General features: G+C 72.3%; 14 protein-coding genes. 12 read left to right on the forward strand and 2 right to left on the reverse strand.

The window, feature by feature from the left end:
* The first annotated feature begins 46 nt into the window (after positions 1 to 46).
* Together IE311_RS23500 and IE311_RS23505 are read left to right on the forward strand one after the other, a co-directional pair.
* Entirely contained in the window at positions 47 to 1837 is a 1791-nt protein-coding gene (locus IE311_RS23500; RefSeq protein ID WP_189833760.1) for a lysyl oxidase family protein, read from the forward strand.
* Positions 1838 to 2080: 243 nt separating this feature from the next.
* Complete coding sequence (locus IE311_RS23505) at positions 2081 to 3217, forward strand: hypothetical protein (protein ID WP_189833761.1); 1137 nt, start codon at positions 2081 to 2083, stop codon at positions 3215 to 3217.
* Between the two features lie 87 nt (positions 3218 to 3304).
* On the opposite strand, the gene IE311_RS23510 is transcribed toward IE311_RS23505, so the two are convergent.
* Positions 3305 to 4357, reverse strand: coding sequence for a YncE family protein (locus tag IE311_RS23510; RefSeq protein ID WP_229902103.1), 1053 nt, complete (start codon positions 4355 to 4357; stop codon positions 3305 to 3307).
* 142 nt (positions 4358 to 4499) lie between these two features.
* Here IE311_RS23510 and IE311_RS23515 point away from each other — a divergent pair, with 142 nt between their 5' ends.
* A complete protein-coding gene (locus tag IE311_RS23515; protein ID WP_189833763.1) occupies positions 4500 to 5423 on the forward strand; it encodes a LysR family transcriptional regulator in 924 nt (307 codons plus the stop codon).
* A 96-nt stretch (positions 5424 to 5519) separates the two neighbouring features.
* Here IE311_RS23515 and IE311_RS23520 read toward each other — a convergent pair whose 3' ends face one another.
* Positions 5520 to 6737, reverse strand: a complete 1218-nt coding sequence (locus IE311_RS23520; RefSeq protein WP_189833764.1) for a PucR family transcriptional regulator — start codon at positions 6735 to 6737, stop codon at positions 5520 to 5522.
* A 127-nt stretch (positions 6738 to 6864) separates the two neighbouring features.
* Here IE311_RS23520 and IE311_RS23525 point away from each other — a divergent pair, with 127 nt between their 5' ends.
* The 9 genes from IE311_RS23525 to IE311_RS23565 all read left to right on the forward strand — a co-directional run bounded on the left by IE311_RS23525 (position 6865) and on the right by IE311_RS23565 (position 15413).
* Positions 6865 to 8367, forward strand: a complete 1503-nt coding sequence (locus IE311_RS23525) for a flavin-containing monooxygenase (RefSeq protein ID WP_229902104.1) — start codon at positions 6865 to 6867, stop codon at positions 8365 to 8367.
* Between the two features lie 175 nt (positions 8368 to 8542).
* Complete coding sequence (locus tag IE311_RS23530) at positions 8543 to 9205, forward strand: hydrolase (protein ID WP_189833766.1); 663 nt, start codon at positions 8543 to 8545, stop codon at positions 9203 to 9205.
* A gap of 5 nt (positions 9206 to 9210) precedes the next feature.
* Positions 9211 to 9717 (forward strand): DoxX family protein, encoded by a 507-nt coding sequence (locus tag IE311_RS23535; RefSeq protein ID WP_189833767.1) that lies wholly within the window; start codon positions 9211 to 9213, stop codon positions 9715 to 9717.
* A 239-nt stretch (positions 9718 to 9956) separates the two neighbouring features.
* Positions 9957 to 10535, forward strand: a complete 579-nt coding sequence (locus IE311_RS23540) for a Dps family protein (protein ID WP_189833768.1) — start codon at positions 9957 to 9959, stop codon at positions 10533 to 10535.
* A 127-nt stretch (positions 10536 to 10662) separates the two neighbouring features.
* Positions 10663 to 11616, forward strand: a complete 954-nt coding sequence (locus tag IE311_RS23545) for an alpha/beta hydrolase (protein WP_189833769.1) — start codon at positions 10663 to 10665, stop codon at positions 11614 to 11616.
* Positions 11613 to 13499, forward strand: coding sequence for an amidohydrolase (locus IE311_RS23550; RefSeq protein ID WP_189833770.1), 1887 nt, complete (start codon positions 11613 to 11615; stop codon positions 13497 to 13499). The genes IE311_RS23545 and IE311_RS23550 overlap by 4 nt, the downstream gene beginning before the upstream one ends.
* A 23-nt stretch (positions 13500 to 13522) precedes the next feature.
* Positions 13523 to 14251 (forward strand): GPR1/FUN34/YaaH family transporter, encoded by a 729-nt coding sequence (locus IE311_RS23555; RefSeq protein WP_189833771.1) that lies wholly within the window; start codon positions 13523 to 13525, stop codon positions 14249 to 14251.
* 45 nt (positions 14252 to 14296) lie between these two features.
* Positions 14297 to 14611 carry a GNAT family N-acetyltransferase gene (locus IE311_RS23560; protein ID WP_189833772.1) on the forward strand — a complete coding sequence of 105 codons (315 nt, stop codon included), beginning with the start codon at positions 14297 to 14299 and terminating at the stop codon, positions 14609 to 14611.
* 76 nt (positions 14612 to 14687) lie between these two features.
* Positions 14688 to 15413 (forward strand): alpha/beta fold hydrolase, encoded by a 726-nt coding sequence (locus IE311_RS23565; protein ID WP_189833773.1) that lies wholly within the window; start codon positions 14688 to 14690, stop codon positions 15411 to 15413.
* The last annotated feature ends 23 nt before the right edge of the window (positions 15414 to 15436 follow it).

The following is a 15436-nucleotide window of genomic DNA, read 5'->3' on the forward strand; positions in this document are numbered from 1 at the left end:
GCCCGCTGCCTGCTCCCTTCCACAGCATCCGGAGGACGAGGGAACGATGACCACAACGCGCACCACCCGGCTGCGGCGTCCGCTGCTCGCCGGTACCACGGCCGTCGCCGTCATGGCCGTGACGGCCGGCTTCATGACCGTGACGTCGGAGCAGGCGAAGGCCGCGACCGGGCCCAAGCTGAGTCTCATCGCGGCGACCGGCTCGGTCACGCTGACCTCCTGGAAGGAGGAGCCGGGCGTCTACCTGGACCTGGGCACCTACCTGACCGCGGAGGGAACACCGCTGGAGCTCAAGGTGACCCGGAAGTCCTACAAGGACCCGGTGACCATCACGCAGACCGTGTACGAGGGCGGCAAGGCCAAGGCGAAGACGCTGCCCCTGGGCACCGTGAAGGACTTCTCCGGACTGCCCGGCTTCGCGGAGATCACCATCACCGACAGCACCGGCAAGAAGGTCGTCACCCGGACGGAGGCCTTCTGTCCGAACAACGCCAGCGGTCGGGTCCGACCCGACGCGCCGGCCACCTCGAAGTATCCGGAGAGCTGCCCCACCAACCCCTTCACCCTCGGTTCCGTGTGGGGTGTGGAGAAGGGCTGGGCCGCCAACACCTACGCCGGTTCCTACACCCAGCCGGTGAAGCTCGCCGCCGGCACGTACACGGCCAAGGTCGGGGTCGCCAAGAAGTACCGCGACCTCTTCGGGATCGCCGACAAGCCCGCGACGGTGAAGGTCACCGTCCAGGAGCGCAGCTGGGAGGACGGTCCCGGCACGCCGGCCGCCCGATCGGCCGCCGCCGGTGAGCACGCCGGTCACGGTGCCGGCCACCAGGCCCCGGCCGGGCAGGCCGGTCACGGCACCGCCCACCAGGCTCCGGCCGGTCACGCCGGTCACGGGCCCGGGCACGCTCCGACGCCCGCCCAGGCCGGTGCGCCGGAGACCAGCGGCGCGGGCCCCTCGTACAACGTCGGCCACGGTCCGCTGAAGGCCGCGCCGCCGGCCCTGCCGTGGGCGCTGAAGAAGCAGCAGGCCGCGCGCGCCGACATGCGGGCCGACGACACCGCCGGGCAGACCGACGGCTCCCGCATGGCACCCGCCCTCACGCCGCTCGCCAAGCGGCCCGCCGGCAAGGCCTCCGTCCCGAACGTCCCCAAGCCCGACCTGCGGTCGCTGCCGGCCTACGGCATCACCATCAGCGACGGGGGCCAGGACGTCCCGGGCAAGGACTACCTGGCGTTCAGCGCCAACGTGTGGAACGCCGGTCCGGCCCAGCTCGTGGTGGACGGCTTCCGCTCGCCCGGCAAGGCCACCATGGACGCCTACCAGTACTTCTACGACGCCAACGGCAAGCAGGTCGGATACACCCCGACCGGCACCATGGAGTGGGACCCGCGTCCCGGCCATGTGCACTGGCACTTCACGGACTTCGCCAGCTACCGGCTTCTGAAGGCCGACAAGAAGGAAGCGGTGCGCAGCGGCAAGGAGGCCTTCTGCCTGGCCAACACCGACGCCGTCGACTACACGGTGAAGAACGCCAACTGGCACCCCTACAACACCGACCTCTCCACCGCCTGCGGCCAGGAGAACTCCATCTCCGTGCGCGAGGTGCTGGACGTCGGCTCCGGTGACACCTACACCCAGGACCTGCCGGGCCAGTCGTTCGACATCACGGACGTGCCGAACGGCACGTACTACATCCAGGTGCTGGCCAACCCGGCCAAGCAGCTGAAGGAGACCAACCTCGACAACAACTCCGCCCTGCGGAAGATCGTCCTCGGCGGCACGCCGGGCAAGCGGACCGTGACCGTCCCCGCGCACGAACTCGTGAACGCGAACTGATCACGCGCCGCACACCGCGACGCCCACCGGTCAGCGGCCGCCGGTCACTGACCGCCGGCCGCTGACGAACCGACCGCGGGCCACCCCGCGGTCGGTCCGGGCCGGACGGCCACGCACCCCGAGGACGCGGGATTCCTCGGGGTGCCGCGTGCGTGCGGGGGCGGGGCGGTCCGGCGGGTGCGTGTACGCCGTTCTCCCCGGATTCACCCCGGTGAGAGGCCCGAACCTGGCACGCTTGCCGCCGTGAGATACGTCGTGACGGTGGAGACGCGCCTACCCGATGGCTCGGACGAGCTGGAGGCGCTGCAACAGGTCGGCGCGTCCGTGCTCCTGGAGCGCGGGTTCGACGCCGTGGAGGGGATCGAGGGGCCCGACGGAGTGGAGATCGACGTCCTCGAGGCGATCGTGGCCGTCCATCCGGGCGGGGCGATCCTCAAGGTGTTCGCCCACGCGCCGTCCCTGGAGATCGCCGAGGAGGCCGTCGGCTCGGTCGCCGAGGAGGTCCTGGAACGCTCCGAGCTCCTGTCCGACTGGCTGGTCGAGAGCAGCGAGGTCAAGCTGCACCTCGACCTCACCCGGGAGAGCCTGGAGGGAGCCGACGGCCCCGAGGCACCCTCCAGCGACCTGGAGGTCAGGCGAGCCCGCCACCGGGCCGAGGCCGCCGCCCCGTCCGACACCGAGTTCGCGCGGATCCCGGACGATCACGAGGCGCAGATCAGGGTTCTGGCCCCACGCCTCGCCTCCTTCACCCCCTCCTCCTTCGGCGGCGGGGACCCCGAGGAGCCGGAGGAGGGGGAGGAGGCGTACGCCGTCGGTGCCGAGGCCGCCGAACTGGCCGCGGGTGCCCTGGTGTACGCCGCGGAGGTCCTCATCGACGAGCTGTACGACGACGTCAGGACACTCGCCGAGGAGGAGTCCGACGTCGCCGGGTGCGAGGGCGAACTCTGGCACCTCGACCGGCTTCCGCCCCGCTACGCCCCGCAGTACGACGAACGCTTCGCCCGCCGCTTCCTGGTGACCGCCGTCGCCCTGACCACACGGTTCACCGACGGCAGCTTCGACCGGCTCGGCTGCCTCGCGGAGGAGCTCGTCCTGAAACTGCTCCTCGAAGAGGCGCACGCCACGCTCGACCTCTTCGGGCTGCTCGGCGGCGAGGTCGCGGACGCGCTGGAGTGCTTCAGCACCGGTGTGTACGAGGACATGGACTTCGAGTGGCTCTACGACGACTCGAGGGACGGCATCGACGAGGATCCCGACCTGAACGCCATGGGTATCGCGCCCCTCGGCATCCGCACGTGGTTCACCGCGTTCGACGGCGGCAGATACGTCCACCCCTACGCCGCCGACGAGAAGGCCCGAGGAAGCGGCGCCGAGGGCTGAGGCCCCGGGACGTCCCGGTACCGGGGGTGTTCGGCGAGCGCCGATGCCGGCCGCGTGGTCCCGGGCGGCCGCCGGGCGGGACGGCGGTCAGGCCGGGCGGGGGACGTACGCGAGGCCGTGCGCGCCGGGTTCGCCGAGCCTGGCGACGTCCAGTCGGGCCACGCGCTCCAGCGTCTCCAGATCGACGATGTCGACGGTGGACGAGACGACGCAGGCCACATGGGCGAGCCGGCCGTCGGGCGACGAGGTGATGGTCAGCGGGAACAGGCCGACCTCGAGGTCGCCGAGGCGCTCGTGCCTGTCGGCGCAGAACACGCTGAGGCGCCCCGGTGCCTGGCGCCCGAGTCGGGAGTCCGGGTCGGGCACCGTGCGCACCTCGCCCGCGAGCAGCCTGCCCGTCGAGGTCAGGTGCACGGGCAGGACGATGTCCTCCGTGGGCAGGGTGCCGACGACCGTCGCCGTCCGGGTGTCGACGACCCTGATGCCGGTGGGCGGCCGTTCCCCGGCGGGGCCGGAGAAGTCGGCATAGGGCGCGGCGACGAAGACGTGCCCACCGTCGGCGGAGACGGCGAGGCCCTCGCTTCCCGGCACCTCGACCTTCGCGGTGAGGACGCCCCGGTCGAGGTCGACGACCGACACGAACGGCGCCTCCTTGTTGGTGGCGTAGCCCGTCCGGCCCGCCGGATCGATGGCGAACCAGTGCGGGCCGGGCGCGTCCGTGTCGATCCTGCCCAGGGGCCGCCGTGTCTCCGTGTCGATCACCACGACACCGCCGGGCCGGTCGCCGGCACCCTCCACGCTGACGTAGAGACGACCGCGCACCGGGTCGAGCGCCAGCCCGTGCGGCCCGTGTTCCGGGGCGAGGTCGACGACCTCGACGATGCGGCGGGTGAGGGGGTCGACGACGGCCAGTTCGGTGCGCCGGCCGCCGTTCGCGTGGTAGTAGCCCGAGTGGTACGTCAGGGTGCACCACAGCAGTCGCCGCACCGGATCGAAGCACAACTCGTGAGGCTCGGAAGGGACTTGGACCTCTCCGAGGTACCGGTCGGAGGCGGCGTCGAAGAACGAGACCGTCGGTCCGCTCTGACTGACGACGGCCAGGACGTCGCCTTCCCGGCCGGCACGGGGGGACTGCTGCACAGCGGCTCCTTGAAGAGCTGGGGGAATGCCGCGCGTCTTCGCGGGCATCTCCACTCTCCGCGCCGGGGGATGCCCCCAGCAATGCAAGGATTGGCTCGGAGTCATTGACACAGACATCAAAAATGCAGCTCAGGAGGCATCGATGGATCTCAACCTGCTGCGGTCCCTGGACGCCCTGCTTCAGGAGAACAGCGTGACGCGCGCGGCGGAGCGCCTGGGCACCTCGCCCGCGGCGGTCAGCCGTACCCTGGCCCGGCTCCGCCGCGCCATCGGCGACCCGCTGCTCGTCCGGGCCGGTCAGGAAATGGTCCCCACCCCGCGCGCCCTCGAACTCCGCGAAGAGGTCGGGGTGTTGCTGCGCGGCTGCGACAACGTCCTGCGTCCCGGCCCCGGTTTCGACGCGGTGCGTCTCCGGCGCACCTTCACGGTGCAGGCCGCCGACCTGCTGCTGGTGGGACTGGCCGGGACCCTGACCGAGCGGATCCACGCGGAGGCCCCGCAGGTGGACGTCGTCTTCCTGCCGGAGGCGATGGAGGGCGGAGCCGGGCTGCGGCAGGGCTCGGTGGACGTCGAACTGGGTGTACTGGGACACCTGGACCCGGAGATCCGGACCAGGCGGCTCACCCGGATGCCGCTGGTCGGCATCGCCCGCAGCGGGCATCCGCTCTTCGACGGGCGGATCGACGCCCGCCGTTTCGCCGCGGCCGACCACATCGGCATCTCCCGGCTCGGCAAGCGCCTCGGGCCGATCGACCGCGCGCTCGCGGAACGTGGACTCGAACGCCGGACCGCGGTCGTGGTGCCCAGCCACACCAGCGCCATGATGCTCGCCCGGGAGACCGACCTCGTCGCGCTCAGCCTGGCCGACTGGCTCCCGGACACCGTCACCGCCATGGGTCTGCGGACCTTTCCCATCCCTCTCGATCTGGCACCTCTGGACCTCGGGATGGCCTGGCACCCCCGCAACTCGGCCGATCCGGGCCACCGCTGGTTCCGTGAACACCTGGCGGCCGTCGTCCTGGGGCCGTCGGGACCGGGGACGCCGTCCCCCCGCCCCGCCGACTGACGCCGCCGGGCCCTGCCGCACGAGGCCCCTGCGCGCGGGTTCCGCGGCGGGAACGCGGGGGACTTCCGTCGACGGGCGGTTCCTTCGGCGGAGTCGTCAGGGGCGTCCGCGCCACTGGAGCACCTTGAGGGCGGTGCCCACCTCGATCGTGTGCTGTGCGAGGGGGCGCGGCAGGAGCTGGTCGGCCCGGGCGAGGCGGCGGAGCAGGGTGTTGCGGTGGGTGAAGAGGCGTTCGGCGGCGCGGGTGGCGTTGCACTGCTCCTCGATGAAGACGCGGAGCGTCCGGGTGAGCTCCGGCGGCGCGGTCTCCAGCTTGCCGAGGGTGCGGGTGACGAACCGGCCGGCGCGTTCGGGGTCGGCGGTGAGCAGGGCGACGAGTTCGACCTCGTGGTGGAAGGCCAGCCGGGAGGGGGAGGTGAGGCGGGTGAGCATCTGCTGGGTGGTCAGGGCGTCGAGGTGGCTGCGGCGGAACCCGTCCACGCCCGCCGCGGTGGTGCCGACCGCGGCGCGTACGTCCGGCAGGTGGTCCAGGGCGGCGCGCGTCCGGTCGGCGTCGGGCCGGCCGTGGACCCACAGCCAGCGGGTGGCGGCGGAGGCGATGACGCTCAGGGGGCGCGGCTCGCCGGCTGCCTCGGCGAGCGCGTCGGCGGCACGGTCGAGTTGGCTCAGGTCGGTGTCGGGGGAATCGGTCCAGACGATCGCGGCGGTGTGCGTCGGCTGCAGCCGGTAGCCCAGCCGGCTCTCGGCGCGCTGCTGGGTGATCGGCGCCCCCTCCAGGAGCAGGGTGACGGTCTCGCGGCGTTCCGCGTGGGTGCCGCGGGTGAGCTCGTCCCGCTCGGCGCGCATCCGGGCCGAGATCGCGCCCACGGTGTCGTCCACGAAGGCGGCGATGGAGCGCAGGGACACGTCGAGCAGTTCGCGCAGCTCCTCCGGATCGGTGGTGAGCGTGCAGGCGATCTGGGTCCACATCCGTACGGCGACGCTCTCGCCGACCCGGTAGGCGTCCAGGGCGGACTCGTCCAGGCCGCGCCGGACCATGTCCCGGGCGACGGCCAGCGGCGCCTCCGTGTCGTTGGCCGGCACCGGCTCGCCCGGTGCGCGGACATTGGAGGCCGCCCAGAAGAGCAGGTTGGAGCGGTTGGTCCGGCGGGTCCCGGCGGCGAGCGCCGGGTCGGCGGCGATCTGACGCCTGGCCTCGCCGGCCAGGGTCGCCGCGTCGAGCTCGGCGATCCAGTCGGGGGAGGGGGTGAGCGCGATCTCGGCACCCCGGCGGATCAGCTCCCGTACGCGCGGGGAGGGCGGCTGCCACGACATGCGGCCATCGTAGTGGTGCGGAACGTCACCTTCGCAGGGCTCTGACGGTGCGGTTTGCACGTTGTTACCGTGTGGCGGCGCCCGCAGCATGGACGCACCTGCCCTTCGACACCGCCAGGAGCGCCTCGTGCCCCCGTCCCCTGCCAGGTCCGCCGCCGAGCACCTCGACGTCCTCATCGTCGGAGCCGGGATCTCGGGCATCGGCGCCGCGCGCTACCTGAAGACCGAGCTGCCGTCGAAGAGCTTCGCGATCCTCGAAGCACGCCGGGCGTCCGGCGGCACCTGGGACCTGTTCCGCTACCCGGGCGTCCGGTCCGACTCGGACCTGCACACCTTCGGGTACGAGTTCAAGCCCTGGCGCGACGAGCAGTCCATCGCCGACGCGCCCCGGATCCTCGACTACCTGCGGCAGACCGCCGCCGAGAACGGCATCGACGCGCACACCCGGTACCACCACAAGGTGCTCGGCGCTTCCTGGTCGAGCGACGAGGCACGCTGGACCGTCGAGGTCGAACGCGCCGACACCGGCGAGCGCACCACCCTGACCTGCGGCTGGCTCTTCTGCGCGGGGGGCTACTACCGCTACGACGAGGGCTTCACGCCCCGCTTCGAGGGCCTGGACCGGTTCGAGGGGCCCGTCGTGCACCCCCAGCACTGGCCGGAGGACCTGGACTACGCCGGCAAGCGCGTCGTGGTGATCGGCAGCGGAGCGACCGCGGTCACGCTCGTCCCGTCGATGGCGGGCACCGCCGGGCACGTCACCATGCTGCAGCGCACGCCGACCTACGTCATGCCGATCGCGCGCCGCGACGTGGTCGCCAACGCGCTGAAGAAGTTCCTCGGCCGGCGGCGCGGCCACGCCCTGTCCCGGCGGAAGAACATCGCCCAGCAGCGTCTCGTCTGGAGTGCCTGCCGGAGGTTCCCCAAGACGGCGCGGCGCGTGATCCGCTGGGTCAACACCCGTCAGCTTCCCGCCGGTTATCCCGTCGACGAGCACTTCAACCCGCCGTACGACCCCTGGGACCAGCGGTTGTGCGCCGTCCCCGACGGCGATCTGTTCCGGGTGATCCGCGAGGGCCGGGCCTCGGTGGTCACCGACCGGATCGCCACCTTCACCGAGCGGGGCATCCTCCTCGAGTCCGGGCAGGAGCTGGAGGCGGACGTCGTCGTCACCGCCACCGGGCTGAACGTGCAGGCCTTCGGCGGCATCCGGCTCACCGTCGACGGCCGCGAGGTGCGGCTGCCGGACACCCTCGCGTACAAGGGCATGATGCTCTCGGGCGTGCCGAACCTCGCCTTCGCGATCGGCTACACCAACTCCTCCTGGACGCTGAAGATCGGCCTGCTCTGCGAGCACTTCTGCCGGCTCCTGGCCCATATGGACACCCACGGCCACGACAGCTGCCGGCCCGAGCCGTCGGACCCGGGGATGCCGACCCGTCCGTTCCTGGACTTCGGGGCCGGCTACGTCCGGCGCGCCGTCGACTCCCTGCCTCGGCAGGGCGACCGGATGCCGTGGCTGACCTCGATGGACTACCGGGACGACGTCAAGCTGCTGCGCTCCGGCAGCATCACCGACCCGGAACTGGTCTTCGCACGGGCCGCGGCCCGCGCGGAGGCGACGGCGTGACGGGCGGGGGGTGACCTCGTGACGGCGAGGTGTCGCCGCCCGTACCGGTTGTGCGCTGTCGTGCCAACCCCTGGGCGCAGGAGGTCAACACGTCCGGCCGGGTCGCTCGTAGCTTGAGGAAGTGCCGAGCCGCGAGGCAACGGGCACGTCACCGATTGCTTCGAGAGGACCCCTCATGTTCGACATCGACAAGGTGCAGGCCGCCCCGAGCAAGGATCTGCTCACGCCCGACAACGCGGTCATGCTCTTCGTGGACCACCAGCCGCAGATGTTCTTCGGCACCGGCAGCGGTGACCGGACCGCGATCATCAACAGCACCGTGGGTCTCGCCAAGGCCGCTGCGGCCTTCGACGTGCCGGCCGTCCTCACCACGGTCGCCGCCGAGTCGTTCTCCGGCCCCCTGCTGCCGCAGCTCGCCGAGGTGTTCCCCAAGAACGAGGTCATCGACCGCACCACCATGAACGCCTGGGAGGACGAGGCGCTCGTCGCGGCGGTCAAGGCGACCGGCCGGAAGAAGATCGTTCTGTCGGGTCTGTGGACCGAGGTCTGCCTCGTGCTGCCCGCGCTCTCGGCGCTCGAGCAGGGTTACGAGGTGTACGTCGTGACCGACGCCTCCGGTGGCGTCAGCCCGGCCGCCCACGAGCACGCGCTCCAGCGGATGATCGCCGCCGGCGCGGTGCCCGTGACCTGGGTCCAGGTCCTCCTGGAACTCCAGCGCGACTGGGCGCGCCAGGAGACGTACGGCGCCGTCATGGAGATCGTCAAGGCCCACGCGGGCGCCTACGGTCTGGGCGTCGTGTACGCGCAGAGCGTCATCGGCGCGCACGCGGCCGGCTGACCCCTGTGGACACCGGCATTCTGATCCTGCGTCTGCTGGTGGGACTGCTCGTCGCCGGCCACGGCGTGCAGAAGGTCAGCTCGCACCTGGGCGGCAGGGGACTCCGGGGCGGCACCGCGGAGTTCCGTGCCGACGGCTTCCGCGGCGGCGCCCTCACCGCCCTGGCCGCGGGCGGGGGTCAGATCGGATCGGGCCTGCTGCTCGCGGCCGGCCTTCTGACCCCGCTCGCCGCGACCGGGGTCATCGGGGTCATGACGGTCGCGCTCACCGTGAAGTGGCGCCACGGGCTCTGGGTGCAGAACGACGGATACGAGTACCCGCTCGTCCTCATCGGCACGGCTTCCGCCCTCGCCGCCACCGGCCCCGGCGCCCGGTCCCTCGACGCGGCCCTCGGCCTCACGCCGTACCCGCTGTGGTGGGCCGCCCTCGCGCTCGCGGCCGGTCTTGGCAGCGGACTCCTCACCCGGCTCGTCCTGCACCGGCCCGCCGCCCCGGAGCCCGCCGAGCACTGAGCGCGAGCACGCGGGCAGGGCTCGGCGATCCGCGTACCCGTGACCACCGGCCGGGTCCGGCGGCCCGCGTACCCGCGAGCACGAGGACCGGGTCCCGGCGGCCCGCGTACCCGCCACAGCACGGACCGGGTCCCGGCGGCCCACGTCCCCGCCGACCACACAGACCGGGTCCGGCCGCCCGTGTTCCCCCGACCGGGCGGCCGGGCCCTTCCCACCCTCTTTCCGAACAGGAGCACTCGATGGACACCCTCACGACCCCGCACGGCGGCGGCCAGCCGCTGCTGCACCAGAAGGGCGCCGAGACCCAGGCGTTCGGCACGCTCAAGCAGCTGCCGATCGGCCTCGGCCACGACACCCGCATGTACGGCTGTCAGCGGCTGAACCGCGTCCTCGCCGACACACAGATCCTCTACTCCCTCTACAAGAAGCACCACTGGCTCATGCGCGGGGCCACGTTCTATTCGCTGCACCTCATGCTGGACAAGCACGCGGAGGCCCAACTGGCCATCGTGGACGCGCTGGCCGAGCGGGTCCAGAGCCTCGGCGGCGTCGCCGTCGGGGACCCGCGCCACGTCGCGGAGCTGACATCCGTCCCCCGTCCGCCGGACGGCGTCGAGCCGGTGCCCGTCATGCTGTCGCGGCTCCTCGACGCGCACGAGCGGATCCTGATCGACGCCCGGGACGCCGCAGCCCGGCTGTCCGGGGAGGGCGACGAGGGCAGCGCCGACCTGCTCGTCTCCGATGTCGTCCGTACCGGCGAGGCGCAGGTGTGGTTCCTGGCCGAGCACCTGGTGGACACCCCGCTGGTGCGCGGCTGACGCACCCGCGACGTCGTCGAGGCCCAGGCGGACGGCGGCGCGTGTCCCCCCCCGTGCGTACGTGCCGGGCAAGGCCCTGCCGAGCCCCGCCCCGCCCCCCCGTACATCCCCAGAAGGAGAACCCCTCATGAAGAACCGTCCTGTACTCGAACCCGCCGCCCAGGCCTTCGCGGACGCCACCGCCCGGCCGCCGTACCTCTACCAGATCCCCGTGGCCGAAGGCCGGAAGGCCGTGGACGACGTCCAGAGCGACGACGGTGTTCCCCTGCCCGACGTCGACGAGGAGTGGATCACCGTCCACGGCGGCCCGACCGGCGACGTCCGCGCCTGGATCGTCCGGCCGCGAGGCGCCACCGGCCCGCTTCCCGTCATCCTCTACATCCACGGCGCGGGCTGGGTCTTCGGCAACGCCCACACCCACGGCCGGCTCGTCCGCGAGCTCGCCGTCGGCACCGGGGCTGCCGTGGTGTTCCCCGAGTACGACCTGTCGCCCGAGGCGCGCTACCCCGTCGCGATCGAGCAGAACTACGGCGTCGCCCAGTGGATCGCCCGCGAGGGGCACCACAAGGACCTCGACGGCAGCCGGATCGCCGTCGCGGGCGACTCGGTCGGCGGCAACATGACCGCCGCCCTCACCCTCATGGCCAAGCAGCGCGGCGACGTGGCCCTCGTCCACCAGGTCCTCTTCTACCCGGTCACGGACGCGAGCTTCGACACCGACTCGTACCACCGGTTCGGCGAGGGCTACTTCCTGCGCCGCGACGCCATGAAGTGGTTCTGGGACCAGTACACGACCGACGAGGCCGAGCGCGCCCAGATCACCGCCTCCCCGCTGCGGGCCTCCACCGAGCAGCTCACCGGTCTGCCGCCGGCCCTGGTCGTCACGGCGGAGGCCGACGTCCTGTGCGACGAGGGCGAGGCGTACGCGGCCAAGCTCCGCGCCGCGGGCGTCCCCGTCACCGCCCTGCGCGTCCAGGGCGCCATCCACGACTTCGTCATGCTGAACGCGCTGCGCGAGACCCGGGCCGCCGAACTCGCCATCGGGCTCGCCACCGACACCCTCCGCAAGGCCCTCGCATGACCGGGCCGTCGACGAGCATGCCGGTCGCGGGCCTCGTTCCCGCCCCGGTTCGGGAGGACGGGCACGCCGATCTCCTCGTCCGCAACGCCAAGGTCTTCACCGGTGACCCCGACCGGCCCGGGGCCCGCGCCGTCGCGATCCGCGACGGCCGGGTCGCGGCCCTCGGCGACGACCACGACCTCGCCCACCTCGTCGGGCCGGGGACGAAGGTCGTCGACGCCCTCGGCCGCCGGGTGATCCCCGGCCTCAACGACTCGCACCTGCATGTCATCCGGGGGGGTCTGAACTACGTCCTGGAGCTGCGCTGGGACGGCGTACGCAGCCTCCGCCACGCCCTCGCGATGCTGCGCGAGCAGGCCGGCCGCACCCCCAAGGGGCAGTGGATCCGCGTCGTGGGCGGCTGGACCGCCGAACAGTTCGCCGAGCGCAGGATGCCGACCGTCGCGGAACTGAACGCCGCCGCCCCCGACACACCGGTGTTCGTCCTGCACCTGTACCAGTCGGCGCTGATGAACCGGGCCGCCGTCAAGGCCGCCGGATTCACCCGGGAGACCCCCGACCCGCGCGGCGGGCAGATCGTACGCGGCCGGGACGGCGACCCCAACGGGGTGCTCCTCGCCGCGCCGAGCGCCCTCATCCTGTATTCGACCCTGGCCAAGGCGCCGGCCCTCGACGAGGCCGACAGGCGGACGTCGACGCGCCACTTCCTGCGCGAGCTGAACCGCTTCGGACTGACGTCCGCGGTCGACGCCGCTGGAGGGTTCCAGAACTTCCCCGACAACTACGCCACGGTCGTCGACCTCGCCAGGTCGGGGGAGTCGACCCTCCGGATCGCCTACCACCTCTTCCCCCAGACGGCCGGGCAGGAGCTCGCCGATCTGAAGCGCTGGACCGAGATGGTCAAGCCCGGGGACGGGGACGAGTGGCTCCGGCTCAACGGCGCGGGGGAGAACCTGACCTGGGCCGCCGCCGACTTCGAGAACTTCTCCGAGCCCCGGCCCGAACTCGCCGCCGGCTACGAGACCGAGTTCGAGAGCGCCGTCCGGCTCCTGATGGAGAACGGCTGGGGATTCCGGCTCCACGCGACCTACGACGAGACGATCCGCCGCGACCTGGCCGTCTTCGAGAAGCTCGCGGCGGAGGGCCTGTTCCCCGGCGGCAACCGCTGGCTCTTCGACCACGCGGAGACCGTCTCCGCGGACAGCCTCGACCGGATCGCGGCCCTCGGCGGCGCCCTCTCCGTGCAGAACCGGATGTCCTTCCAGGGCGCCGCGTTCCTCGACCGCCACGGCTCCGAGGCCGCCGCCCACACCCCGCCGGTCCGGGCCATGCTCGACCGGGGCCTGACCGTCGCCGCGGGAACCGACGCCACCCGCGTCTCCTCGTACAACCCGTGGGTCGCGCTCCACTGGCTGGTCACCGGGCGCACCGTCGGCGGTACGGCCCTCTACCCGGCCGGGAACCTGATCGACCGGGAGACCGCCCTCGGCCTCTACACCCGGGGCGGAGCACGGCTCACCGGCGAGCAGGACGTCAAGGGAACCCTGCGCGAGGGCTGTTACGGCGATCTCGCGATCCTGTCCGACGACTTCCTCACCGTGCCCGAGGACGTCATTCCCGACATCGAGTCCGTCCTCACCGTCGTCGGCGGGCGCATCGTCTACGCGACGGCCGAGTACGAGGGGCTCGACGAGGCCCTCCCGCCGGTGACCCCGGAGTGGAGCCCGGTCGCCCACTTCGGCGGCTACCGGAGCGGTGCCCTCCAGGCGTCGGCGGTGGCAGAGGCCGTCGCCGAGTCCGAGCAGCACCGCCGGTGGCGCGTCGCGCGCGGATCCGTACCCGAGACGGCGCCGTCCTTCGTCGACCCCTGCTTCACCCACTGAAAGACACGGGAAGAGCCCACACGATGAGTACAGCCTCCCCCGCCGCCGACGGCGGCGACGAAGACCCGGCCGCCCCGCCGGGACGCCGCTTCGAGCCGGACCTCCGGCCGATGACACGGATCAATCTGCGCCCCATCGCCTCACCCATGCCGCTCGGCTTCTTCACGATCGCCATCGCCTCCGTGATGACGGGCTGCCTCCAGCTCGGACTGTTCGACGAGGCGGCCCGCGCCGCCGTCGCCTTCACCGTGCTGCCGGCCTTCGTCCTCCAACTCCTCGTGAGTGTCCTCGCCTTCGGCGCCCGCGACGTGATCGCGGCGACGCTGATGGCGGTGTTCGCCGGGAGCTGGCTGCCCTACGCGCTCGTCATGCTCAGCGGCGCGCCCGACGGCCTTCAGGTCCTCGGGGTGTTCAACCTGGCGCTCCTCTGCTTCGGGGCCCTGATGACCGCCGTCACCGGGCCCAAGCGCGCGCTGTGGCTGGTCCTCGCGGTCTCCCTGCCCCGCTGGGCGGCCACCGGCCTCGCGGGCATCACCGGCGCCGAATGGCTGACGCGTACATCCGGCGCCCTGGGCCTCGTGGTGGCGGTGGTCGCGATGTACACGGCGTTCGCCCTGATGCTGGAGGACATGCGCAGCGAGCAGGTCCTGCCCATCGGCCGCAGCGGCCCCGCCCACCTCGCCGTGGAGGGCGACCTGTCCGTCCAGCTCCGCAACCTGGAACGCCAGGCGGGTGTGCGCCGCACGCTCTGATCGCACCCATCCACCCCGTCACACCTCGACAGCACAGGAGCACCCATGGAACCGCAGGTGACGGACCGGCCGGAGAAGTCCCGGTACGAGATCCTCGCCGGTGACGACGGCACCGAGACCGCCGGCTTCGCCGAGTACCACCTCTCGGAGGGCGAGATCGCCTTCATCCACACCGAGATCGACGGTCGGTTCGCCGGTCGGGGCCTGGGCGGTCTCCTCGCCCGGGGAGCGCTCGACGACGCCCGGGCCCGCGGGCTGCGGGTCCTGCCGTACTGCCCCTTCGTCCGGGGCTGGATCGGCAAGCACCCCGAGTACACCGACCTGGTGCCCGAGGCGAGGCGCGCCCGCTTCGGCCTGTGAAGCACCACACGAGCACCACAGATCCACCTCTCCCGTCACCAGCACCGTCCCCCGTCACGCACCGAGGAGTTCCCCCATGCCCCGACACGCCCGTCCCACCGTCGTCCTGGTCCACGGCGCCTTCGCCGACGCCTCCGGCTTCTCCCGCGTCATTCCCGAACTGTCCGCCGCCGGCTTGGCCGTGATGGCTCCGGCGGTGCCCAACCGCGGCCTCGTCGACGACGCCGCCTACATCGCCTCGGTGATCCGCGCCGTGGAGGGTCCCGTGATCCTGGTCGGGCACTCCTACGGCGGTGCCGTCATCACCCTCGCCGGCGCGGAGGACAACGTCCGCGCCCTGGTGTACCTCGCGGGATACGCGCTGGAGGAGGGCGAGAGCCTGGGCGAGCTGCAAGGCCGTTTCCCGGACTCCGGACTCGCCGACGCGCTCGTCCACACCCCGTTCCCGGTGGCCGGTTCCACCGAGACCGGCACCGATGTCTCGGTGGCGGTCGAGAAGTTCCCCGCCCTCTTCGCGGCGGACGTCGATCCCGGCCTCGCCGCGGTGCTCGCCGTCTCCCAGCGCCCCCTGGCCGCACGTGCCTTCTCGGAGAAGGCGCCCGTCGCGGCGTGGAGGACCAAGCCCTCGTGGGGCCTGGTCGCCTCCTCCGACCGCACGATCAACCCCGATGTGGAGCGCTACGGGTACGAGCGTGCCGGTATGACGACCGTCGAGGTCGACTCCTCCCACCTGGTCATGCTCGCCCGCCCCGAGGCCGTGGCGCAGCTGATCCAGGACGCGGTCCGGGCCACCGCCCACTGACCCGATCGTTCAAGTTCGAACGA

The sequence above is a fragment of the Streptomyces zaomyceticus genome, from assembly GCF_014656215.1.
Lineage (GTDB): Bacteria > Actinomycetota > Actinomycetes > Streptomycetales > Streptomycetaceae > Streptomyces > Streptomyces zaomyceticus.

Bases quoted from the DNA above. Each gene is read 5' to 3' on its own strand.
- IE311_RS23500 (WP_189833760.1), top strand. From the start codon at position 47: ATGACCACAACGCGCACCACCCGGCTGCGGCGTCCGCTGCTCGCCGGT.
- IE311_RS23515 (WP_189833763.1), top strand. From the start codon at position 4,500: ATGGATCTCAACCTGCTGCGGTCCCTGGACGCCCTGCTTCAGGAGAAC.
- IE311_RS23520 (WP_189833764.1), bottom strand. From the start codon at position 6,737: ATGTCGTGGCAGCCGCCCTCCCCGCGCGTACGGGAGCTGATCCGCCGG.
- IE311_RS23530 (WP_189833766.1), top strand. From the start codon at position 8,543: ATGTTCGACATCGACAAGGTGCAGGCCGCCCCGAGCAAGGATCTGCTC.
- IE311_RS23540 (WP_189833768.1), top strand. From the start codon at position 9,957: ATGGACACCCTCACGACCCCGCACGGCGGCGGCCAGCCGCTGCTGCAC.
- IE311_RS23545 (WP_189833769.1), top strand. From the start codon at position 10,663: ATGAAGAACCGTCCTGTACTCGAACCCGCCGCCCAGGCCTTCGCGGAC.
- IE311_RS23550 (WP_189833770.1), top strand. From the start codon at position 11,613: ATGACCGGGCCGTCGACGAGCATGCCGGTCGCGGGCCTCGTTCCCGCC.
- IE311_RS23555 (WP_189833771.1), top strand. From the start codon at position 13,523: ATGAGTACAGCCTCCCCCGCCGCCGACGGCGGCGACGAAGACCCGGCC.
- IE311_RS23560 (WP_189833772.1), top strand. From the start codon at position 14,297: ATGGAACCGCAGGTGACGGACCGGCCGGAGAAGTCCCGGTACGAGATC.
- IE311_RS23565 (WP_189833773.1), top strand. From the start codon at position 14,688: ATGCCCCGACACGCCCGTCCCACCGTCGTCCTGGTCCACGGCGCCTTC.